Annotated in this window: 19 protein-coding genes and 2 tRNA genes; 17 read left to right on the top strand and 4 right to left on the bottom strand. The window is 68.4% G+C overall.

The genetic code is table 11. From position 1 onward, the window contains the following. Nucleotides 1–8 precede the first annotated feature (8 nt). Nucleotides 9–965, bottom strand: a complete 957-nt coding sequence (gene trxB, locus BM031_RS03060; protein WP_091870913.1) for a thioredoxin-disulfide reductase — start codon at nucleotides 963–965, stop codon at nucleotides 9–11. 208 nt (nucleotides 966–1,173) lie between these two features. Between trxB and BM031_RS03055 the strand changes: the two genes are divergently transcribed. The 3 genes from BM031_RS03055 to BM031_RS03045 all read left to right on the top strand — a co-directional run bounded on the left by BM031_RS03055 (nucleotide 1,174) and on the right by BM031_RS03045 (nucleotide 5,807). Continuing rightward, entirely contained in the window at nucleotides 1,174–3,675 is a 2,502-nt protein-coding gene (locus tag BM031_RS03055) for a DNA translocase FtsK (RefSeq protein WP_091870910.1), read from the top strand. 18 nt (nucleotides 3,676–3,693) lie between these two features. Then, the gene (gene lolA, locus BM031_RS03050; RefSeq protein WP_091870908.1) at nucleotides 3,694–4,323 is read left to right on the top strand and encodes an outer membrane lipoprotein chaperone LolA; all 630 of its coding nucleotides are present in this window, start codon (nucleotides 3,694–3,696) and stop codon (nucleotides 4,321–4,323) included. Nucleotides 4,324–4,505: 182 nt separating this feature from the next. Beyond that, nucleotides 4,506–5,807, top strand: a complete 1,302-nt coding sequence (locus BM031_RS03045) for a replication-associated recombination protein A (RefSeq protein WP_091870905.1) — start codon at nucleotides 4,506–4,508, stop codon at nucleotides 5,805–5,807. On the opposite strand, the gene BM031_RS03040 is transcribed toward BM031_RS03045, so the two are convergent. Continuing rightward, entirely contained in the window at nucleotides 5,804–6,160 is a 357-nt protein-coding gene (locus tag BM031_RS03040) for a MarR family transcriptional regulator (RefSeq protein WP_091870903.1), read from the bottom strand. The genes BM031_RS03045 and BM031_RS03040 overlap by 4 nt on opposite strands. A 112-nt stretch (nucleotides 6,161–6,272) precedes the next feature. Between BM031_RS03040 and BM031_RS03035 the strand changes: the two genes are divergently transcribed. The 5 genes from BM031_RS03035 to BM031_RS03015 all read left to right on the top strand — a co-directional run bounded on the left by BM031_RS03035 (nucleotide 6,273) and on the right by BM031_RS03015 (nucleotide 12,014). Continuing rightward, the gene (locus BM031_RS03035; protein ID WP_091871242.1) at nucleotides 6,273–6,779 is read left to right on the top strand and encodes a hypothetical protein; all 507 of its coding nucleotides are present in this window, start codon (nucleotides 6,273–6,275) and stop codon (nucleotides 6,777–6,779) included. A 116-nt stretch (nucleotides 6,780–6,895) separates the two neighbouring features. Then, the gene (locus BM031_RS03030; protein ID WP_143084501.1) at nucleotides 6,896–7,423 is read left to right on the top strand and encodes a hypothetical protein; all 528 of its coding nucleotides are present in this window, start codon (nucleotides 6,896–6,898) and stop codon (nucleotides 7,421–7,423) included. Nucleotides 7,424–7,454: 31 nt separating this feature from the next. Continuing rightward, nucleotides 7,455–9,206, top strand: a complete 1,752-nt coding sequence (locus BM031_RS03025; RefSeq protein WP_091870897.1) for a hypothetical protein — start codon at nucleotides 7,455–7,457, stop codon at nucleotides 9,204–9,206. Beyond that, nucleotides 9,206–11,326, top strand: a complete 2,121-nt coding sequence (locus tag BM031_RS03020; protein WP_091870895.1) for a hypothetical protein — start codon at nucleotides 9,206–9,208, stop codon at nucleotides 11,324–11,326. The genes BM031_RS03025 and BM031_RS03020 overlap by 1 nt, the downstream gene beginning before the upstream one ends. A 19-nt stretch (nucleotides 11,327–11,345) precedes the next feature. After that, entirely contained in the window at nucleotides 11,346–12,014 is a 669-nt protein-coding gene (locus BM031_RS03015) for a hypothetical protein (protein WP_143084500.1), read from the top strand. Between the two features lie 61 nt (nucleotides 12,015–12,075). On the opposite strand, the gene BM031_RS25415 is transcribed toward BM031_RS03015, so the two are convergent. Then, nucleotides 12,076–12,231, bottom strand: coding sequence for a hypothetical protein (locus BM031_RS25415; protein WP_177207637.1), 156 nt, complete (start codon nucleotides 12,229–12,231; stop codon nucleotides 12,076–12,078). 31 nt (nucleotides 12,232–12,262) lie between these two features. On the opposite strand from BM031_RS25415, the gene BM031_RS03010 reads away from it, so the two are divergent. From BM031_RS03010 to BM031_RS02970, 9 genes are all read left to right on the top strand, one after another. Further along, entirely contained in the window at nucleotides 12,263–12,460 is a 198-nt protein-coding gene (locus BM031_RS03010; protein WP_091870889.1) for a hypothetical protein, read from the top strand. 121 nt (nucleotides 12,461–12,581) lie between these two features. Continuing rightward, nucleotides 12,582–13,877, top strand: coding sequence for a serine--tRNA ligase (gene serS / locus BM031_RS03005; protein WP_091870887.1), 1,296 nt, complete (start codon nucleotides 12,582–12,584; stop codon nucleotides 13,875–13,877). Nucleotides 13,878–13,971: 94 nt separating this feature from the next. Then, nucleotides 13,972–14,061 (top strand) — tRNA-Ser (locus tag BM031_RS03000). 257 nt (nucleotides 14,062–14,318) lie between these two features. Continuing rightward, nucleotides 14,319–14,408, top strand: a tRNA-Ser gene (locus BM031_RS02995). Nucleotides 14,409–14,547: 139 nt separating this feature from the next. Next, nucleotides 14,548–14,997 (top strand): universal stress protein, encoded by a 450-nt coding sequence (locus tag BM031_RS02990; RefSeq protein WP_091870884.1) that lies wholly within the window; start codon nucleotides 14,548–14,550, stop codon nucleotides 14,995–14,997. A 31-nt stretch (nucleotides 14,998–15,028) separates the two neighbouring features. Then, nucleotides 15,029–15,466 (top strand): universal stress protein, encoded by a 438-nt coding sequence (locus BM031_RS02985; RefSeq protein WP_091870881.1) that lies wholly within the window; start codon nucleotides 15,029–15,031, stop codon nucleotides 15,464–15,466. 22 nt (nucleotides 15,467–15,488) lie between these two features. Further along, entirely contained in the window at nucleotides 15,489–16,010 is a 522-nt protein-coding gene (locus BM031_RS02980) for a universal stress protein (protein ID WP_091870878.1), read from the top strand. A gap of 92 nt (nucleotides 16,011–16,102) precedes the next feature. After that, nucleotides 16,103–17,164, top strand: a complete 1,062-nt coding sequence (locus BM031_RS02975) for a GGDEF domain-containing protein (protein WP_091871239.1) — start codon at nucleotides 16,103–16,105, stop codon at nucleotides 17,162–17,164. Then, entirely contained in the window at nucleotides 17,161–19,728 is a 2,568-nt protein-coding gene (locus BM031_RS02970; RefSeq protein WP_091870876.1) for a cation-translocating P-type ATPase, read from the top strand. Before BM031_RS02975 ends, BM031_RS02970 begins: the two co-directional genes overlap by 4 nt. A gap of 16 nt (nucleotides 19,729–19,744) precedes the next feature. On the opposite strand, the gene BM031_RS02965 is transcribed toward BM031_RS02970, so the two are convergent. Then, nucleotides 19,745–22,447 (bottom strand): bifunctional acetate--CoA ligase family protein/GNAT family N-acetyltransferase, encoded by a 2,703-nt coding sequence (locus tag BM031_RS02965; protein ID WP_091870873.1) that lies wholly within the window; start codon nucleotides 22,445–22,447, stop codon nucleotides 19,745–19,747. Nucleotides 22,448–22,497 lie beyond the last annotated feature (50 nt).

Here is a 22,497-nt window from a genome sequence, read left to right as displayed (position 1 = left end):
CGCCGTCCTTAGCCTTCCAGCGCTTCCAGGTAGCGCTGTGCGTCCAGCGCCGCCATGCAGCCGGTGCCGGCGCTGGTGATGGCCTGGCGGTAGATGTGGTCCTGCACGTCGCCGGCCGCGAACACGCCCGCCACGCTGGTGGCGGTGGCCATGCCCTCGGTACCCGATTTGGTCTTCAGGTAGCCGTCCTTCATCTCGAGCTGGCCTTCGAAGATGCCGGTATTGGGCTTGTGGCCGATCGCCACGAACAGGCCGTGCACGGTCAGGTCCTTGACGTCGCCGGTCTGGGTCGACTTGATGCGCAGGCCGGTCACGCCGCCCTGGTCGCCCACGACTTCCTCGAGCGTGTGGTTATATTCCAGCACGATCTTGCCTTCAGCAACCTTGTTCAGCAGGCGGTCGACCAGGATCGGCTCGGCGCGGAACTTGTCGCGGCGGTGGATCAGGGTGACCTTGTTGGCGATGTTCGACAGGTACAGGGCTTCCTCGACCGCGGTATTGCCGCCGCCGATGACCGCCACTTCCTGGTTGCGGTAGAAGAAACCGTCGCAGGTGGCGCAGGCCGACACGCCCTTGCCCATGAATTCCTGTTCCGACGGCAGGCCAAGGTACTGGGCCGACGCGCCGGTGGCGATGATCAGGGCGTCGCAGGTGTATTCGTGGCTGTCGCCGACCAGGCGGATCGGCTTTTCGTTCAGGTAGGTCGTGTGGATGTGGTCGAACACGATCTCGGTGCTGAAGCGCTCGGCGTGCTGGAGCAGGCGCTGCATCAGTTCCGGGCCTTGCACGCCCATCGGGTCGCCAGGCCAGTTCTCGACGTCGGTCGTGGTCATCAGCTGGCCGCCCTGTTCGACGCCGGTCACCAGCATCGGCTTCAGGTTGGCGCGCGCGGCGTAGACGGCCGCGCTGTAGCCGGCAGGACCGGAACCGAGAATCAGGACTTTGGCGTGTTTGGAAGTAGTCATGGAAGGCTTCGTAAATGAGGACAAGACGGATGTGAACAGACGGAAACTGGGGGCGGCCTTCCTGGAATCAAGGCCAGTCGCGCAACATGAGATTATAGACGATGATGCATAGGAGCATGAATCGTGGGGCAGCCCAAGCGTATATGGCTTAGAATGTCCGGATCGTCGATAGTGACCACTTCAGCAGACTCTTTCGCAGCACCCCAGCATGAGCAAGAACAGCCAAGCCAGCCAAGCCAGCCCGTCAGGATATACCCGCACCGCGCAATCGACGCGCGCCCGCCAGCCCTTGCCCGGCCGGCTCTCGCGCCTTCTGTCGGAAGCGCGCTGGATCGCCATGGCGGTCGCCTTCCTGTATTTCGTGCTCATCCTGTTAAGTTACAACAAGGGCGACCCGGGCTGGTCGCACGCCAACGCGGTGCCGAAAATCGCCAACCTGGGTGGCCGCGCCGGCGCCTGGCTGTCCGATTTGTTGCTGTTCATTTTCGGTTTCTCGGCCTGGTGGTGGGGCGTGGTCTTCCTGCGCGGCGTCTGGAAGGGCTGGCGCCGCCTCACCGACCGGCTCGATCCCTCCGACGAGGAACCGGCCCATGCCGGCGAGATGTACGTGCGCTGGACCGGTTTTGCCATCATGTTCGCCGGCAGCCTTGGCCTGGAATACCTGCGCCTGTGGTCCTGGAACGTCGAGCTGCCGCGCAAGGCCGGCGGGGTGCTGGGCCAGGTGATCGGCCACGCCAGCCACCTCGCCTTCGGCTTCACCGGCGCCACCTTGCTGCTGTTGCTGCTGTTCGGCCTGGGTTTCTCGCTGTTCTTCCAGGTGTCGTGGCTGGCCGTGGCCGAGCGCATCGGCGCCTCGGTCGAGACCACGATCGACTGGTTCCGCCTGCGCATGGAAGACCACGAAGACCGCCGCCAGGGCGAGGCCGCCGCCGTCAAGCGCGAAGAAGTGGTCGTCAACGAGCGCCAGAAATACACCGAGAAGCACCCGGCGCCGCCGCCGATCGTGAAGGCCGAGCCGATGCTCGAGCCGCGCGCCGCCCCACGTGCCGAGCCCGTCATCTTGCCGCCGTCGATCCCGCCGGCCTCCGCGCTGGCCGCGCCATCGCCAGTGGCCGCTGCCGCGTCGACCATCAAGATCGAGCCGCAAATCATGAGTGTGCCGAAATCCGAGCGCGCCCAGAAGGAAATGCAGACGCCGCTGTTCCGCGAGCTCGACGCCGATTCGCCGCTGCCGCCGCTGGCGCTGCTGGACGAAGCGCCGCCGGCCCAGGAAACCGTGTCGATCGAGACCCTGGAATTCACCAGCCGCCTGATCGAGAAGAAACTGTCCGACTTCGGCGTCGACGCCAAGGTGGTGGCGGCCTATCCGGGCCCCGTGGTCACCCGCTACGAGATCGAGCCGGCCACCGGCGTGAAGGGCAGCCAGATCGTCAACCTCGCGCGCGACCTTGCGCGCTCGCTGTCGCTCACTTCCATCCGCGTGGTCGAGACCATCCCGGGCAAGAACTACATGGCCCTGGAGCTGCCGAACCCGAAGCGCCAGATCGTGCGCCTGTCGGAAATCGTCGGCTCCAAGGTCTATGGCGACAGTGCCTCCGCCCTCACGGTCGCGCTGGGCAAGGACATCGCCGGCAAGCCAGTCTGCGCCGACCTGGCCAAGATGCCCCACCTGCTGGTGGCCGGTACCACCGGCTCGGGTAAATCGGTGGGTATCAACGCCACCATCCTGTCGCTGCTCTATAAATCCGACCCGGCCGACGTGCGCCTGATCCTGATCGATCCGAAGATGCTGGAGATGTCGGTGTACGAAGGCATCCCGCACCTGCTGGCGCCCGTGGTAACCGACATGCGCCAGGCCGGCCACGCGCTGAACTGGGCCGTCAACGAGATGGAGCGCCGCTACAAGCTCATGTCCAAGCTCGGCGTGCGTAACCTGGCCGGCTATAACACCAAGATCATGGAGGCGGCCAAGCGCGAGGAGCATATCCCGAACCCGTTCTCGATCATGCCGGACAACCCGGAGCCGCTCGAGAAGCTGCCGACCATCGTCATCATCATCGACGAGCTGGCCGACCTGATGATGGTGGTCGGTAAGAAGGTGGAAGAGCTGATCGCCCGGATCGCCCAGAAGGCGCGCGCGGCCGGCATCCACCTTATCCTGGCGACCCAGCGGCCGTCGGTGGACGTCATCACGGGCCTGATCAAGGCGAACATCCCGACCCGGATCGCGTTCCAGGTGTCCTCTAAAATCGACTCGCGTACCATTCTCGACCAGATGGGCGCCGAAGCCTTGCTGGGCATGGGCGACATGCTCTACATGCCGCCGGGGACCGGCCTGCCGATCCGCGTGCACGGCGCGTTTGTGTCGGACGAAGAAGTGCATCGAGTTGTAAAACACCTGCAATCGCAGGGCGAACCGAACTATATTGAAGGCATTCTCGAAGGCGGCACGCTGGAAGAGGGGGCTACTGGCGGCGACGGCGCGCCGGCCGGCGAGGGCGGCGGCGAGTCAGACGCGCTGTACGACCAGGCCGTGGCCGTGGTGCTGAAGAACCGCAAGGCCTCGATCTCGCTGGTCCAGCGCCACCTGCGCATCGGCTACAACCGCGCCGCGCGCCTGATCGAGCAGATGGAGCAGAACGGGATGGTCTCGCCAATGCAGTCGAACGGCAACCGCGACATCCTCGTGCCGGCAACCACCGCCGAATAACCAACAAGAGGAATGCGCATGAAATTCACGAAAACGGCCATTGCCGCACTGATCGCCACCGTCGCCATCTCGGGCGCCGCGCAAGCCGCCGCCCTTGACCAGTTCAAGTCCTTTGTTGCCAGCACCAAGTCCGCCAAGGGCGACTTCACCCAGCAGCAAGTCGGCAAGTCCAAGAGCGGCAAGGTCGCCCCGGTCTCCAGCGGCACGTTCGTGTTCGCCCGTCCCGGCAAATTCATCTGGACCTACCAGAAGCCCTACGAGCAGCTGTTGCAGGCCGACGGCGACCAGCTCTACATCTACGACAAGGACCTGAACCAGGTCACCAGCCGCAAACTCGGCAACGCCCTGGGCTCGTCCCCGGCCGCGATCCTGTTCGGCAGTAATGACCTGGAAAAGAACTTTACCTTGTCGGAGGCCGGCGAGCGGGATGGGGCGGAGTGGCTCAATGCGGTGCCGAAGACCAAGGACACGACCTTCGAGCAGATCGGCATTGGCCTGAAGGGCGGGGTGCCGGTAGCGATGGAGCTGAAGGACCAGTTCGGGCAGGTGTCGGTGCTGAAGTTTACGAATTTCCAGCGTAATCCGGCGCTGGGGGCGCAGCAGTTCAGGTTTGAGGCGCCGAAGGGGGCGGATGTGGTCAAGCAGTAAGGTGGGTGGTTGATCGGCGGACTTGGGTCCCGCCCTTCGCCGGGACGACGGTTTTTCGTTGAGTGGTCCTAACAGCGAGCAGTATTGCCAGCCTCAAGACCGTCGTAGCGGCGAAGGCCGGTACCTGATTTTGCGCGCACACGACGAACCTCTCCATCACGCCCATCGTTTACACTAGGCCCATGGACGACCTCTTCAAAACCGAACCATCCCCCCCGCTTGCCGAAGCCCTGCGTCCGCGCACGATCGACGAAGTCATCGGCCAGAGCCACCTGCTGGCCCCCGGCAAGCCCCTGAACCTGGTTTTCAAATCCGGCAAGCCCCACTCGATGATCCTGTGGGGCCCGCCGGGCGTCGGCAAAACCACGCTGGCGCGCCTGACCGCCTACGCCTTCGAGTGCGAGTTCATCGCGCTGTCGGCCGTGCTGTCGGGCGTAAAAGACATTCGCGCGTCGGTGGAGCAGGCCGAGCACTACCTCCAGCAGGGCAAGCACACGATCCTGTTCATCGACGAGATCCACCGCTTCAACAAGTCGCAGCAGGACGCGTTGCTGCCCTTCGTCGAATCGGGCCTGGTGTCCCTGATCGGCGCCACCACCGAGAACCCATCCTTCGAGGTCAATTCCGCACTGCTGTCGCGTTCGCAGGTGTATGTGCTGAAAGCGCTGAGCGACGACGAGATGCGCCTGTTGCTCAAGCGCGCCCAGGAGCGCGTGCTGCAGCACCTGACTTTCGAGGAAGTCGCCATCGACACCCTGGTCGGCTATGCCGACGGCGACGCGCGCCGCTTCCTCAACCTGCTCGAGCAGACCAAGACCTCGGCCGAGACCAGCGGCGTCACGACGATTACCGCCGACTTTGTCGAAAACGCGCTCACGCTCAACGCGCGCCGCTTCGACAAGGGTGGCGACAATTTCTACGACCAGATCTCGGCCCTGCACAAGTCGGTGCGCGGTTCGCATCCGGATGCGGCCCTGTACTGGCTGTGCCGCATGCTCGACGGCGGCGCCGACGCCAAGTACCTGTCGCGCCGCATCGTGCGCATGGCCTGGGAAGATATCGGCCTGGCCGACCCGCGCGCGCTGCAGGTCGCCAACGACGCCGCCACCACCTACGAGCGCCTGGGCTCGCCGGAAGGCGAGCTGGCGTTGGGGCAGGCCGTCGTCTACCTGGCAATCGCGGCCAAGAGCAATGCCGGCTACAACGCCTTCAATGCGGCCATGGCTTTCATCAAGAAGGACAAGTCGCGCGAGGTGCCGGTCCACCTGCGCAACGCGCCGACCAAGCTCATGAAAGAGCTCGGCTACGGCCACGCCTACCGTTACGCCCACGACGAGCCGCATGCCTATGCGGCCGGAGAAACCTACCTGCCGGATGGGATGCCCGAGCCCGGCTGGTACCAGCCGGTTGCGCGCGGCGTCGAGGCGAAAGTGGCGGAAAAACTGGCCTTCCTGCGCAGCCTGGACGAGGACGCGAAAGGCTAACCCTCTTTTGCGGCCTTGAGCATCAGACCGGACAATTCATCGAAATAGGCCAACGCCGCCGGGGTCAGGTCGACCTGCTTGCGGCGGGTGTCGTCGGTGTCCGCCAGTACCAGCCAGCCCTTCTTGCGCATCGACGTGATGCGCGCGTGGATCGTCGCCGGCGCTCCTAGCCCATCTTGCCCCATCAGGTCACGCACGCTGAGCCGCTCTTCGAGCTGGCGGGCGCGACCGACGATGGCCAGCACGCGCTCTTCAAGCGGGTCGAGCGGAGGCAAGGCCGGGAGGGCGCGTAGGGCGTCTACCAGGTTCAGGAAGCGCAGGTAGATGTCTGCCGGGCGGGTCGTCTTGCTCATAGGCTATGAAGTTGCTGCATCTATAACATTTCCTGATACAATCGACTGTTGAAGTAGATTAGCTTATTCTATCTAGCAAGTGATTTCACCCGGAACACAGTTGAAGTTTGCCATGGCGGCCGCTACCGCGGTGCTGTTTCTTGGCGCAATAGCCGTCAACGAACTCCTGTTCGCCAGCATGGAGTTCGCGCGCGGCATCAGCTGGATCTACCTGCCAGCCGGCGTACGCCTGCTGTGCACCTTGCTGTTTGCGGAAGCGGGCGCCCTCGGCATCCTGGGCGCCTCGTGGCTGATCTGTTTTTTCTACTTCTTTCCCGACGACCCGATCCGCTCGTTCGCCGGCGGCATCCTGGCCGCACTCGCCCCCTATTTGACCTACCGCGCGCTGGTCGCCGGCCGCATCGACCCGACGCTGGCCGGCCTCGGCCCATGGCGCCTGCTGGGCTGCGCGCTGGCCTTCTCGCTCGCCAGCCCGGCGCTGCACCACGCCTGGTTCGCCTTGCAGGGCCAGCGCGAGGGCCTGCTCGACGGCTTCCTCGTGATGGCGAGCGGCGATTTCGCCGGCACCCTCATCGTCCTGTACGCTGGCAAACTGGCGGCTTCCATGCGCCAGCAATAATTTCCTTCAAGAATATCCGTTTGTAAGGACTATTTCTTTACAGAAAAATTAAAGCTGTATACGATCTGATCTCGTTTTTGTAACGTTCTAGATTTTATAACGATAAGGAATGATTCATGCAAGCGGGAAAAAGATGGTTTTCACGTGGGCTTCTGCTGCTGGCCGCCGCCATGCCTCTGCTGGCGGCTTGCGACGCTGCGCGCGAGAACCTGGCCCAGGCGATCCGCCCGGCCAGCGCGAACGAGGTGGCGGGCGGACTGCGCGCCCAGATCGCCCAGGGCAAGTTTGCCGAAGCTAGCGCCGAGGGCGCGCGCTTCCTGAAGGACCAGCAGGACACCTCCGGCGTCGTGGCCTGGGAAACCGCCAAGGCCAGTGCCCAGGCGGGCAAGCTCGACGACGCCGTGCGCTTCGCCGGCCTGGCCGTCAAGGGCGGCACCGTCGCCGGTGTCGACCTGATGGGCGAGCCGATGCTCGAGCCAGTGCGCACCGACCCGCGTTTCGTGCACCTTGCCGCGACCGGCGGCGACACGGCCGAGGCCAGGGTATTCGACCCGGTGCCGGCCGCCGCGCCGGCGGCCGCCTCCATCGGTGCCTCCGGCGTCACGGCCAGCGCCGGCGACGTCGCGGTCGAGCTTCCACAGTAAGCCGCTTCATCCACCACCTCCTACTTCGCACATGAAAAAGAATCTCCTGCTGTCGGCGCTGCTCGCGCTTGGCACCATCGGCGCGCCCGGCATCGCCGCCGCCGACACCTTCGCCGCCAACGGCGTCAAGGAACTGAGCATCAAGGCCAGCGGCGACCTGATGACCGCGCGCCGCATCGCGCGCGAACAGGCCGAACGCGACGCCGTCGCCAGCGTCCTGCGCATCAAGCTCAGCGCCGACCTGAACGACCCCAAAGTGAAGAATGGCCTGCCGGAACTGCACAAGCAACTGGCCGACAACCTGCGCACCAGCTTCAATGCCGAAGGCGACGTGCTGACCGCGCGTACTGTGCTGTCGGTCGATTCCAGCCAGTTCCTCGACCTGACCCGGGCGCTGGGCATCGGTTCCAGGCTGGCTACCGGCAGCGCCAAGGTGCTGTTCCTGATCGATGAATACTACGGCGTCGGCACCAGGCTCGATCCGTCGCAGCCGCTGGTGACCGAGGTCGACTACTCGCACGACAAGAGCGCGATGTCCGACCGTAGCTCGGCGGTGGCGTCCTCGCGCAGCGCTTCGAGTTCGTCGGCCAGCGCGGCCAAGGGCAGCTTCGCGGCGGCCTCGTCGGACAAGGCGGCGTACGCGGCCAGTGCGTCGGCGGCGGTCGCGGGGCGCGACCGCGCTTCCTTTGCCGGTTCCGACAAGGCCTCGTTCAGCGGCTCCGACCGCGCGGCGATGGCGGCGCAGGACGGCTATGGCGGCTCGGCCGCGGCGGCGCGCAACCTGCAGGCGAGCGGTTCGCGCGACACCCGCGTGGCCGGCGCCCGCGACACCCAGTTCGCCGGCTCGCAAAAATCGGCGGTGGCGGCCAGCTCGTCGTCGCAGTCGGCGGTGAGCGCCAGCTACGCCAACGCCAGCGCCGCCAAATCGAACAGCGCGGCCAGCTACTCGGAAAAGAACAACGACGTGCAGCGCCAGAACGACGTGGTCAACCTCAAGGTGCGCCAGGTATTCGCCGGCATCGACAACGCCAAGCCGGCCGAGGCCGAGGCGGCGCTGATCAACCAGAAGCTGCAGCAGGTGGTGGGCGAGTTCGGCCTGGACTACACCGACGAGCGCGACTTCCGCGTCGAGGGCGGGCGCCGCCTGACGGTGGCGGACATCACCCGCATGCAGAAATTCGACAGCTACCTCAAGAAGGCCTCGAGCGGCACCTACAAGGCGCGCTACGTGGTCTATGGCCAGGCCGTGATGCAATCCGAGGGAGCCTCGCCCAGCGGCCAGGTGGAATGCTCGGGCCAGCTGGCCCTGAGTTCGTCCGACGTCGATACCGGCGCCGCCTTTGTTTCGGAGACGATCGCCAAGCGTGCCCAGGGCACCAGCGACCAGAACTGCCGCGCCAACCTGGCCGACGCGCTGGCGCGTTCGGTCGCCGACGCGGTCGGCACCAAGGCCCAGCGCAGCCTGCAGCAGGCCGGCGCCCAGGGTTCGCCCTATATCGTCTCGGTGTACAGCGCGCAGCGCGTGCCGGGCAAGCTGCGCCGCGAGTTCGAGCGCCGCGTGCAGGAGATCGCCGGCGTGGTCGAATTCGGCGACGGCGACAGCGCCACCGACGAACTGCGCAGCTGGAAGGTGCTCGCCAAGGGCAACTTCGGCAACCTGGTCAACGACCTGGTGGACGAATACATCGAAGCGGACAACAGCGCCTTCCGCAACGGCCGCTTCGAGCGCCGCGGCAACCGCCTGCTGTTCTGCATCGACGGCAAGTGCCCGGAGCAGATCTGATGCGTCGCCAGCTGCTCTCGGCCGCCTTGCTGGCAGGCCTTGGCGTCGCCTTGCCGGCGGCAGGCGCCTCGTTCACCCTGTTCCCGGTTCAGGAAATCGAAGGCATGTCGCCGCAGGCGCGCCAGGCCCGCTCGCTGCTCGATGCCGGCCTGATGCAGCGCCTGTTCGACGGCGCCGCCGGGCGCGAGGCCCAGGTCGCGCTGGTGCGGCGCTTCGTGGCCAGCCTGGCCCAGGCCTACCCGGAATCGCTGGTGCACGCCAGGCAGGTGGCCGACAACCGCATCGGCAGCGGTCACCAGTTCGTCAACAACAACGACCTGCAGTGCAAGGCCGCGCCCTCGGTGGCGGTGGCCGACACCTACGCGGTGGTGCTGGGCATTACGCGCGCCTCGCGCTACGAGGTGCAGCGCGGCGACAATGTCGAGGTGCTGGTGCCGGTCACGCTGAGCCTGCAGTTCGTGCGTCCGAGCCTGGCCAAGGTGGCCTACACCGTAAGCGAGACGGTCTACACGCCGTTCCGCTTCAGCCGGGCGGAGTATGAATCCGGCGCGATGGATGGCGTGATGCGCGCCGAGGTACTGAAGAATATCGGCGCCCAGGTCGACACCCTGGTGGCCGAGGCCCGGGCGGCCTTCGACCCCAAGGCCACGGCGGTGACCCTGGTCGAGCGCGACGGCAAGTTCCTGGTGGCCGACCGCGGCGTGGAGGCCGGCTTCGTCAAGGGCGAGCAGGTGGAGGCGCGCGGGGCCGACGGCAAGGCCAGCATCTTCGACGTGCTGTATGCGGACAGCGGCTACGCCGTGCTGCGCGCCGCGATGGGCGAGGCCGCGCGCGGCGACACCCTGCAGTTCACTTTTGAAGGCACCGGCGACGACAGCCGCAAGCCGCGCCTGATGCCGGTGGCGGGGGCGGCCGACGCCGAATCGAACGCGGTGGCCGACATCTTCGGGCGCGCGATCGGCTTCAAGGCCTCGTTCCAGCTCAGCCCCGTGGACGTGCACTTCGCCCAGACCAAGGCCCTGATCACGCGCGCCGCCAACTGCGTCGACTGGAACAAGCTGCCGAGCATGGCCGAAGCCTCGGGCGTGCGCACCGACCCGCCCGACTTCTTCCTGCGCTTCACGCCGGTGTCGACGCCGAGCGTGCTGCTCAGCGGCGCCGGCGGCACCAAGGCCGAGGAACGCTTCCATACGCTGGTCAGCGCCCAGGTGGTGGACCGCGCCGGCAAGGTGGTGTTCTCCGAACTGGGCGACGCCGACCACGTGATCGACCGCGTCAAGGGCAGCGGCCTGGGCCTGGCGCAGGCGCGCGAGGTCGCGCTCAAGAACGCGACCGGCAAGCTGGCCCAGGCCTTCCTGGCCAACGTGCGCTTCGCGCCGCGCGAACTGCGCGTGGCCAGGGTGGACGCCGAGCGCCTCTGGGTCGAGGGCATGGGCGGGGTACCGGGCCAGCGCCCGAGCTTCGACGTGCTGCACCCGCTGGCGGCCAGGGTGCATGGCAAGCCGGCGCTGGTCGACCTCGACGTGGCCGGCGGCAGCCTGGAGCCGGTGGGCGAGGGCGCATTGGTGGGCTTGTCGTATTCGGCCACCAACCCGGCGCTGCCCAAGCCCCAGCGCGGCGACATCGTGCGCGTCTACGACCAGCAGCTGCCGGGCGTCACGCGCGTGGTCGACTGCCAGGATGCGTCCTACGTCGGCCAGAACAACGTGCTGGACGTGGCGTACGCGGCGCCGCTGGTGCGCCACGCGCTGTACCGCTCGCGCAAGCATGCGGGCCACCTGGGCGACCCGGCCTTCTACAGCGACGCCAACCTGCTGCTCAAGGCCGGCATGTTCGACGCGGTGCTGGCGCCGCCCGCGATCCCTCTGTGCGTCCAGCCGGGCTATGTGATCCGCGAGGATGCGGCGCAGTGCGAGGGCGAGGCCTGCAAGGCCACCGTCACCATGGCGCTGGTGGCGCGCTTCAAGAGCGGCGGCGAGGTGACGAAGACCGTGACCTCGGGACTGCGGACCGAATTCAGTGGCATGCCCGCTTCGTCGAAGGCGGCGTACTACGGATACAAGGAGCTGGGCAACGGGCTGTCGATGCAGCCCGACCTGCTCAAGAAACTCGATAACTGAAACAGGGATGGATCAAACAATGAAAAAGATTGCACAAGCAGTGATGGTGGCGGCATGCCTGATGGGCGCCGGCGCGGCGCAGGCCCAGCTGGGCGGCCTGGGTGGCCTGATGAACGCGGCCAAGGGCGGCGGCGGCGGCGACATCAGCGCCGAGGTGAACACTTTCGTGACGCAAAGCGCGGCGCTGAGCCAGCTCACCGGCCGCTCGGTGGTCGCGATCACGCTGGCGTTCTCGGACGAGCAGAAGCGCGTCCAGACCAAGGCGGAACTGGACGCCATCAACAAGCTAACCGACACCAAGGAACAGAAGGCGCGCATGACCAAGCTGGTCGAGTCGGAATCGGCGGAAGCCAAGCGCCTGTATGAATCGGGCGAAATGAAGACCCGCATGGCTACGCTCGACAGCGCCAGCAAGAAGCAGGTGGGCGATGCGCTGCTCAACTACGGCATTGGCGCCCTGCAGGCGGTCGCGCTGACCAGGACAGGCCAGTCGCTGGTGGCGCGCGCCAGCGCCAATCCGATGGCCCTCCCGCAGCTGGTGCCGGTCAAGGATGCGCTGCCGCTGCTGGGCAAGGTGGTGTCGGATTCGGGCGGCTTCATGGCCGGTGTGGTCAAGCTGGCGCAGGGCGCCAAGATCGACGTGCCGGCCGTGAAGGCCGACTCGAAGGCGGTCGAGATCACGATCTAAGGGCGCGCCAAGCGTGCTTTCCGCAGGGAGGCACGCAGCCCCGTTTCCCTCGGCAGGGCGGTCAGCTGATCCGTTCATCGCCGAACGTCGGTGAAACTGGCGCGATCGCCGCTGCGGTTCGCGGCTGGTCCCCGCCTTGCGCATTCTGCTCCTTGTTTTCCGCGCTTCGTCGCATGTCGATGGCGATGCGCGGGGTCAATCGGTAAAGTTCAAGCATACCGAATCACATTTGACCCAAGGAGCACACCATGAACATCCGTAAAAACTTCGAAGCCATCTTCCTGAGCGCCGCCGCACTGGGCCTGGCCGCCAGCTACGCCACCGCCGCCGCCCGTCCGGTCGACGTGGTGCAGACCGAAGCCGCCGTGCTGGTCGATTCGACCGTGCATGTGGTCGTGGTCAAGGCGCCGCGCCTGAGCGTCGCGGAGAAAGCCGGCCTGAAGTAATACGCGCAGGGGCTGGCGAGCGGCCCGGCAGGACGGTTGAGAAGGCCGTTGCCAAATCTCGCAAAGAATGGCTGTCGGCTTGGTACAATTGTGTTTTCGACATACGCAAGCCCATCCCGACATGATTGACATCCAACTTCTCCGCAAAGACATCGACACCGTCGCCGCGCGCCTGGCGACCCGCAAGTTCCAGCTCGACGTGGCAGGCTTCAACGCCCTCGAAGCCGAACGCAAAGCGAACCAGACGCGCACCGAAGAATTGCAGGGCAAGCGCAATTCGCTGTCCAAGCAGATCGGCATGTTGAAGGGCAAGGGCGAGGACACCACGGCCGTGATGGCGGAAGTGGCCGGACTGGGCGACGAGCTCAAGGCCAACGAAGCCGCCCTGGCCGAGGTGCAGCACAAGCTGGCGCGCTTCATGGAAGCGCTGCCGAATTTGCCGCACGAGAGCGCGCCGCAGGGGCTGGATGAAACCGGCAACGTCGAAGTGCGCAAGGTCGGCACCCCGGCCAGCTTCGACTTCGAAGTCAAGGACCACGTCGACATCGGCGAAAAGCTGGGCCTGGATTTCGACACCGCCACCAAGCTGACCGGTTCGCGCTTCTCGATGATGAAGGGCGGCATGGCGCGCCTGCACCGCGCGCTGGCCCAGTACATGCTGGACACCCACACCGGCCAGCACGGCTACACCGAGTGCTACACCCCGTACATGGTCAACGCCGACTCGCTGCGCGGCACCGGCCAGCTGCCGAAATTCGAAGCCGACCTGTTCTCGGTGAAAAAGGGCGGCGTGGAAGGCGAGGGCGAGACCTTCTACCTGATCCCGACCTCGGAAGTGTCGCTGACCAACGTCGTGCGCGACGAGATCGTGGCGCTCGATGCACTGCCGCTGAAGATGACCGCGCACACCCCGTGCTTCCGCTCGGAAGCCGGCAGCTACGGCCGCGACACCCGCGGCATGATCCGCCAGCACCAGTTCGACAAGGTCGAGCTGGTCCAGGTGGCGCATCCGGACGCGTCCTATGCGGCGCTGGAAGAGATGGTCGGCCAGGCAGAATTCATCCTGACCTCGCTGGGCCTGCCGTACCGCGTCATGCTGCTGTGCACCGGCGACATGGGCTTTTCAAGCGCCAAGACCTACGACCTCGAAGTGTGGCTGCCGGCCCAGAACACCTACCGCGAGATCTCGTCCCTGTCGAACTGCGAAGCCTTCCAGGCCCGCCGCATGCAGGCCCGCTTCCGCAACGCCGCCGGCAAGCCGGAACTGGTGCACACGCTCAATGGTTCCGGCCTGGCGGTGGGGCGCACGCTGGTGGCGGTACTGGAGAATTACCAGCAGCTTGACGGCAGCGTGGTGATTCCGGAAGTGCTGCGTCCGTACATGGGCGGGCTGGAGCGGTTGCTGCCTTCTGCCTGAGGGAAGCTGAGCAGGTTTTCTTAATTTGCTCTTCCGTTTTTGCAAGAGCGTCGCTATAATGCGTGTCTCTTGCAGCGACCGCAACACCGATTTTGGAGAGGTGGCAGAGTGGTCGAATGTACCTGACTCGAAATCAGGCGTACGTTAAATCGTACCGTGGGTTCGAATCCCACCCTCTCCGCCAGTAAATAAAAAGGGCTCCCACCGGGAGCCCTTTTTATTTACTGGCGGAGAGGAGCAAGGCCCCTGCGGGCCTTGCGTGTGGGATTCGAAGCTTGGCGCGTACTTCGCGCCAAGGCGGCCCGCGGCACGTGGGCGAATCCTGTCTACCGCTCCTGCTGAGGTATACGGGTCTGCTTTTAATGCATTTGAACACCTTCCCCAAACCAAAAACACCCGCTATAATGCGGCCTCGCTGACAGCGACCGCAACACCGTTTCAGGAGAGGTGGCAGAGTGGTCGAATGTACCTGACTCGAAATCAGGCGTACGTTAAATCGTACCGTGGGTTCGAATCCCACCCTCTCCGCCAGTAGTAACAAAAGGGCTCCCACACGGGAGCCCTTTTCGTTTCCGCGCGCCGAATTTGATCTGCATCAAAGATTTTCTTAAGCTGTCAGAACAGACTGGCTTCGCCGTTCTCCAACAGCCACCAGCCCTGCGACGCCACCATGTTCCGCAAAATCCTCGTTCCTACCGACGGCTCGGCGCTATCCGAAGATGCCGCAGCCGCGGCGGTCGCTCTTGCGCGCGGCAGCAATGCCGAGATCGTCGCCCTGTCGGTTGCCCAGCCGCCCCTCCCCGCAGCCGGAGGCGCGAGCGAAGTTGCCATGGCCGCGGAGCGCGAACGGGCGCTGGGCGTGGCTGCGCAGCGCGCCGGCCGCGTGGCGCAGCTGGCGCAGGAGGCCGGCGTGCCGCACAGCCTGGTCACGGCGGCGGCGTCATCGCAGCACGACGAGATCATCCGCGTGGCGCTGGAGCTGCACTGCGACTGCATTTTCATGGCGGCGCACGGTCAATGCGGCGTGACCCGCCTCATCGCCGCCAGGGTCCCCCAGCTGGTGCTGGCCTATTCACCCGTGCCGGTGATCCTGTACCGCGGAAGCACCCAACCCGCCTAGGCGACGCCGGCTTTCTTCTGGAGGTTCATCCATGTACAAGCGCATCCTGCTCCCGACCGACGGTTCGGACGCGTCCGAACGCGCTCTCCTGTCCGGTATCGACTTTGCGAAAAGCATCGGCGCCGAGGTGCTCGCCATGACCGCCGTGCCCGAATTCCACACCTTTACCACCGATGCCGGCATGCTCGAGCAGACCCGCGACGAGTACGAGGCTGCCAGCCGGGCCCGCGGCCAGCGCCTGCTCGATGCCGTGTCCGCCGCCGCGCGCGATGCCGGCGTGCCCTGCACCTCGGTACTGGCGGTGTCCGACAGCCCCTACGAGGCCATCATTTCCACCGCGCGCGCCAACCACTGCGACCTGATCGTCATGGCATCGCATGGCCGCAAGGGCATCAAGGGATTGCTGCTGGGCAGCGAGACCCAGAAAGTGCTCGTCCACAGTGCGATCCCGGTGATGGTGCACCGCTAACCGCTCCCAGAGGAACCAGTCCATGTACAAGCGCATCCTGATACCGACCGACGGCTCGCCCGTGTCCGACTATGCCGCCGGCGCCGCCATCGACTTCGCCCAGGCCTGCGGCAGCGAGACGGTCGCGTTGTCCATCGCCGTGCCCGAGCCCGTCCTCCAGTCGCTCGAGGGCGCCATGGTGCTCGATCCCGGCCAGGAGGTCGACACCCTGTTGCGGCACGCCTACCAGCTGGCCAGCGCGATCGCCGAGCGGGCGCGCACGGCCGGGGTGGCCTGCACGCCGCTCACGCGCTTCGCGCTCGACCCGGGCGAGGCCATCGTCGAGACCGCCCGCAAACAGGGATGCGATCTGATCGTCATGGGTTCGCACGGCAGGCGCGGGCTCAGCAGGCTGCTGGCCGGCAGCGTGACGCAATCCGTGCTTGCCTACGCGCCGGTGCCGGTCATGGTCCTGCGTCCGGCGCCGGCCAGCGAGGCGGCCCAGGCGCTGGCGCGCGAATGTCCGGCAGAGGCCGCTGCCGCGAAGCGCGCAGGCGGGGCGTGAGCGCCAGCGCGCGGCCAGCGGCCATGTTCCCGCCGGCAGAGGCGCTCCGGTCCGCGGCAGGCAAGGACGCGGCCGCACACGTTGGCGCCGGCATGCCGGACGCTTCGGACGACAGCGCGTTCGGCCTCGCGCTCGACGCCGCCCTGGTCCGCATGCTGCCGGCGCTGGGCGCCGTGTTCGGGGTCTGCGTCATCCTGTTCAGCGCCTGGGACTACTGGATCTCTCCGGTCCAGGCAGCCGGAACCGCCCTGCTGCGCATAGCGCTGGTGCTGGTGGGCGCGATCGCCTATTTCTCTTGGAACGGACGCTTCCCGGTGGCGTGGCGCTGCGCGCTCGTCTACGGCACCCATACCGGCGCCATGATCACCAGCGCCGCCATGCTGCCAAACGGGCTGGTGCTGGCCTTGCCCGCCATCACCGGCGCCATGTTCCCGCTCGCCCTGGTCGAGCCGCGCCTGCATCGCCTGCTCCTGCTGGTGCTCGCCCCCACCTTGCTGTTCCTCGTCCTCGGCGCAGCGGTGTTGCCCCACGACGTCTTCGCCAGCTGCGTGCTGGTCTACGCGGTGACGCTGGCGCTGGTCGCAGCCATCGCCGTCGTCCAGGGCCGGATGCGGCGCGCGGCCTTCCGCGCCGAACAGGCGCTGGCCTGGTGCGCCCACCACGACAGCCTGAGCGGGGCCCTGGCGCGCGGCTACCTGGTCGAACTGGCCACCCATGACATCGCGCTGGCCCGGCGCTATGGCCGTCCGCTGGCGATCTGCATGCTCGATATCGACTTCTTCAAGCGGGTCAACGACCGCTTCGGCCATCCTGCCGGCGACGCCCTGATCCGGGCGGTGACCGCGGCCTGCGTGGCCCAGCTGCGTAGCAGCGACTATTTCGGAAGGGTGGGTGGCGAAGAGTTCGTCTGCGTCATGCCCGAGACCGGTGAACGCGACGCCCTGGCCTGCGCCGAACGCATGCGCGTGGCGGTGGCCGCGATCCGGCTGGACACGCCTTCCGGGCCGGTGCGATGCACGGCCAGCATCGGCGTGGCCGCGCTGGCCCCCGCGCATGCCGATTTCAGTGCCTTGCTGGCCGCGGCCGACGGCGCGCTGTACCGGGCCAAGTCGAACGGGCGCGACCGGGTCGAAGCCGCGCCCGGGCTACCGTGACGACCCCGGGCGGCGCCGCCGCAGCCACCGGACTGGATAGCGCCGAAGCCGCCCGGCGCCTGGCCCGCGATGGCCCCAACAGCCTGCCCGACGCCGGCGGCCGGCGCTGGCGGCGCATCGCGGCCGATGCCGCGCGCGAACCGATGTACCTGTTGCTGGCCGGCGCGGCGCTGCTCTACCTGCTGCTGGGCGAGCCGCGCGAGGGCGCCTTCCTGCTGGGCATGGTGGTGCTGATGCTGTGCATGACCCTGTTCCAGGAAGGACGCACCGAGCGCGCCCTGCAGGCGCTGCGCGAGCTCAGTTCGCCGACTGCGCTGGTGTGGCGCGACGGTCGGCCGGCGCGCCTTCCCGCCAGTGCGCTGGTGGCGGGCGACCTGGTCGAACTGGGCGAGGGCGACCGGGTGCCGGCCGATGCGCTGCTGCTGGAGGCGGCCGGCCTGATGGTGGACGAGTCCTTGCTCACCGGCGAGTCGGTCCCGGTCGGCAAACTGGCCGCGCCCGGCGGCAGCGCGCCGGCGGCGCCCGGCGGCGCCGATCTGCCCTGGGTGTTTTCCGGCACGCTGGTGGTCCAGGGCCATGGCCTGGCGCGGGTGAGCGCCACCGGGGCCCGCAGCGAGATCGGCCGCATCGGCGCGGCGCTCGGCCACATCGCCCCGCCGCCCGGCCGCCTCCAGCGCGAAACGGCAAGCCTGGCGCGCCGCTTCGCGCTGCTGGGGGCGGCCGTCAGCGCCGGCCTGGTCGCGCTGCTGCTGTTGCGCGGCAGCGCGTTGCTGCAGGCGCTGCTGGCGGGGATCGCGCTGTCGATGTCGATGCTGCCGGAAGAATTCCCGGTCATCCTCACGGTGTTCCCGGCCATCGGCGCCTGGCGCCTGGCGCGCCAGCAGGTGCTGACGCGGCGCCTGGCGGCGATCGAGATCCTCGGCTCGACCTCGGTGCTGTGCGTCGACAAGACCGGCACCCTGACCGAAAACCGCATGGCCGTGTCCCAGCTGTGGCGCGATGGCGTCGCCTATGAGCCCGTTGCCGGCGCGCAGCTGCCGGGGCCGCACCAGGAGCTGCTCCTGCACGCGCTGCGCGCCAGCCGCGCGCTGGGCAGCGACCCGATGGAGGCCGCGTTCTGGCGCCTGGCAGGGGACACGCTGCATGAAAAGGGCGCAGTGCCGGCCGGCTGGTCGCCGGCCCATGAATACGGGCTGACCCCGCAACGCCCGGCGCTGGTGCACGCGTGGGACCGCGGCGACGGCAGTGTGCTGGTGGCCGCCAAGGGCGCACCCGAAACCGTCATTGCCATGTGCCGTGGCGACCAGCGGCAGCGCGAAGCGGCGCTCGCCGCGGCCGCGCGGATGGCGGGCGAGGGCCTGCGGGTGCTGGCGGTGGCGCGTGCGGTCCTGGCGCGGCCAGCCCCGGGGTCCTGGCCCGCTGAGCCGGCCGCGTTCGGCTTCGAGCTGCTCGGCATGGCGGCGCTGGCCGACCCGCTGCGCCCGGACATCCCGGCAGCGGTGGCGTCCTGCCATGCGGCCGGGCTGCGCGTCATCATGATCACGGGAGACCACCCGGAGACGGCGCGTGCGATCGCGCGCCAGGCCGGGCTGGCGCAAGGGGACGTGATCGGCGGCGCCGCCATCGCGGCGCTGGACGACGCCGCGCTGGCGCGCCAGCTCGCCGGCGCCAGCGTCTGCGCGCGCATCGCGCCGCAGCAGAAGCTGCGCATCGTGCAGGCGCTGCAGCGGGGCGGGGCGGTGGTGGCCATGACCGGGGACGGCGTCAACGACGCCCCGGCCCTGCGCGCAGCCGACGTCGGCGTCGCCATGGGCCGGCGCGGCACCGACGTGGCGCGCGAAGCGGCCGAGCTGACCCTGCTCGACGACCGCTTTGCCTCGCTGGTCGATGCCATCGCCGCGGGCCGCCGGATCTTCGGCAATATGCGCAAGTCGATGTGCTACGTGATGGCGATGCACGTGCCGATCGCCGGCATGGCCCTGCTTCCGGTGCTGCTGGGCTGGCCGGTCATGCTGTATCCACTGCACATCGTGTTCCTCGAACTGGTGATCGACCCGGCCTGTTCGCTGGCTTTCGAGAACGAGCCGGCCGAGCCGGACCTGATGCGGCGCCCGCCGCGCGGGCCCGGGGAAGCCTTGTTCGGGCGCGCTGCGATCGGCAGCGCCCTGGTGCAGGGGGCATGGGTGCTGGCCCTGGTGGTGGGCCTGTACGGCTGGGGGCTGGCCCGGATGCCGGAGGCGCAGGCGCGCACGCTGGCCTTTGCCGGCCTGGTGCTGTGCAACCTGGCGCTGCTGCTGGCGAACCGCCAGCGCGGCGGCGTCCAGGGCGCGCTGCGGGCGGCCAACCCGGTGTTCTGGACCATCGCCGCCGTCGCCCTGCTGCTGCTGGCCATGGCGATCTTCGTGCCCCCGGCGGCCGCCATGCTGCAACTGGCGCCGCCACCACCGGCTACCCTGGGCGCCGCCGGCCTGGCGGCGGGGCTGGCGCTGGCCGGCCTGGCGCTGCGCAGCTGGCTCGCCGCGCGCCTGGCCCGGGCGCCGGCCCGGTCGGCGGCGGCGCCCTGAGGCGCGGCCGCCGCGTTCAGCCCAGGGCTGCTCCGGGCGGCGCGGCCTCTGGCGCCAGCATGCGGCGCATCGCCACCGTGCCCGGCTCGCCGGGCAGCAGGGCGAAACCGAGCGCTTGCGCCAGCGCCTGCATCGGGGTGTTCTCCGCCAGCGCCACGCCCTCGACCACGGTCACGCCGCGCGCGGCGCAATAGTCGAGCAGGCAGCCCATCAGCAGCCGGCCCAGGCCACGGCCCTTGAGGTCGGTGCGCACGGTGACCGCGAACTCGGCACGTACGCCGTCCGGGTCGAGCAGCACGCGCGCCACGCCAAGCGTCTCGTCGCCGGCGCCGGGCCGGGTGCGGGTGGCGATGAAGGCCATCTCGCGCGCATAGTCGATCTGGGTGAAGCGCGCCAGCTGCTGCGGCGACAGGGCGCGCATCTGGCCGAACATGCGCATGCGCACGTCTTCCGGGCTGAGCGCCGCGAAGAACGCCACATGGGCGGCCGCGTCCTCGGGGCGGATCGGGCGCAGCAGCAGGGGGCCGAACGCGCTGTCGACGCGCCGCTCCAGGTGCTCCGGATAGGGCAGGATCGCCAGCCGCGCGCTGCCTTCGCTGCCCGCCGGCACCGGCGCCAGGCGCAGGCGGGCGTCCAGCGCGACCACGCCGCCGGCATCGGCGAGCAGCGGGTTGATGTCCAGTTCCACCAGCTCGGGCAAGTCGGCGGCCAGCTGGCCCACGCGCACCAGTACGTCGTACAGGGCGTCCATGGCGGCCGGCGGCCGGCCGCGGTAGCCCGCCAGCAGGCGCGCCACCCGCGTGCGGCGGACCATGTCGGCGGCCAGCACCCGGTTCAGCGGCGGCAAGCCGACCGCCTGGTCGGCTGTGACCTCGACCGCGATCCCGCCGTGGCCGAACAGCACCACCGGGCCGAATACCGGGTCGGTGCTGATGCCGACGATCAGTTCGAGTGCGCCGGGGCGGCGCGCCATCGCCTGCACGCTAAATCCCTGCACCCGCGCCTGCGGGCGCAGGCGCGCCACCCGTTCCAGCATGGCCTCCAGCGCCGCATCGAGCGCGGCCTCGTGCGCCAGGTCGAGCACGACGCCGCCGACCTCGGTCTTGTGCACGATGTCGGGCGAGCTGATCTTGAGCGCCACCGGATAGCCGATGCGGCGCGCCGCCTCCAGCGCGCCGGCCCGGTCCTGCACGGCTTCGGTCGGCACCACCGGGATTCCGTAGGCCGCCAGCAGCGCCTTGGCGTCGGTCTCTCCCACCGCGCCGGCCCCGCCGGCGAGCAGGGCGTCGACCAGGGCCCGCGCCGCGCGGCGGTCGGGTGCGCCCAGTTCGCTCGGACCGGGCGCCTGCATCAGCGCCGCCTGGTTGCGGCGGTAGTCCACCAGTTGCTGGAAACCCTTCACGGCTTCCTCGGGGGTATCGAACACGGGCAGGCCGGCGTCCATGCACAGGCGGCGCGCCTCGGCCACGCTGGGGCCGCCCAGCCAGCAGCACAGCACCGGGCGCGCCGCGCCCTTCACCAGGGGTAGCAGCAGGCGCGCGATGTCGATGCTCGGCACGATCGCGGTCGGGGCATGGATCAGCAGTATGGCATCTATGCCGGGGGCATCGAGCAGCGTGGCCAGCGCGTCGCGGTAGCGTTCGGCCGGAGCGTCGCCGATGATGTCGACCGGGTTGGCGTGCGACCACATGGGCGGCAGGCAGGCGTCCAGCCGCGCCAGGGTGGCGCCGGCGAAGCGCGCCAGGGCGCCGCCGGCGGCGTCCAGCGCATCGGCCGCCATCACCCCGGGCCCGCCGCCGTTGGTGAGGATCGCCAGGCGCTCGCCTTGCGGCCGGGCGCGCGCCAGCATGGAGACGGCGTCGAACAGGTCGGAGGTGGTGCTCACCCGCAGCATGCCGGCACGGCGCAGGGCGGCGTCGTAGACCAGGTCGGCGCCGGCCAGCGCGCCGGTGTGGCTGAAAGCGGCGCGCGCCGCATCGGCGCCGCGCCCTGCTTTCACGATCAGTGTCGGCTTGCCGCGCGCCGCCCCGCGCGCCGCACTCATGAACTTGCGGGCCTGGCGCACGCTTTCCGCGTACAGCAGGATGGCGTCGGTGCCGGGATCGGCAGCCAGGTAGTCGAGCAGGTCGCCGAAATCGACGTCGCTGCCGTCGCCGAGCGAAACGAAGCAGGAAAAGCCGATGCGGCGCGCGGTGGCCCAGTCGAGCACCGCCGTCACGAGGGCGCCGGACTGGGCAACGAAGGCGAGCCGGCCCGGTAGTGCCGCAACCGGCGCGAAGCTCGCGTTCAGGCCGATGCCGGGCACCAGCAGGCCGACGCAGTTAGGCCCCAGGATGCGCAACAGCCAGGGCTGGGCGGCCTCGAGCATGGCCTGGCGCAGGCTGCGGCCATCGCCGGCGTCGGCGTCCATGCCGGCGCTCAGGACGACCGCCGCGCGGCAGCCCGCCGCGCCGAGCTGGCCGATGAGCGCCGGCACCGTGGGCGCCGGGGTGCAGATGACGGCCAGTTCCGGCACCCCGGGCAGGGCGTCGATGCCGGCGAAGGCCGGATGGCCGCCCACGTCGGCATGGCGCCGGTTGACCGGCCAGCGTGGCCCGCGGAAGCCGCCGCTGGCGATGTTGCGCCACACGGTGGCGCCGACGCTGCCGGGGCGGTCCGAAGCGCCGATTACCGCCACCGATGCCGGGGCGAACAGGTAGTGCAGGTTGCGTATGCTCATGAATGACCTCCGTTCCTCCAAACTTGCGCAAAGCTAGCCATTGCTGCTTA

It is taken from the genome of Massilia yuzhufengensis, assembly GCF_900112225.1.
In the GTDB taxonomy this organism is placed as follows: Bacteria; Pseudomonadota; Gammaproteobacteria; order Burkholderiales; family Burkholderiaceae_D; genus Telluria; species Telluria yuzhufengensis.
The sequence above is the reverse complement of the archived record's forward strand: the minus strand, read 5'-3'. Positions and strand labels throughout refer to the sequence as shown.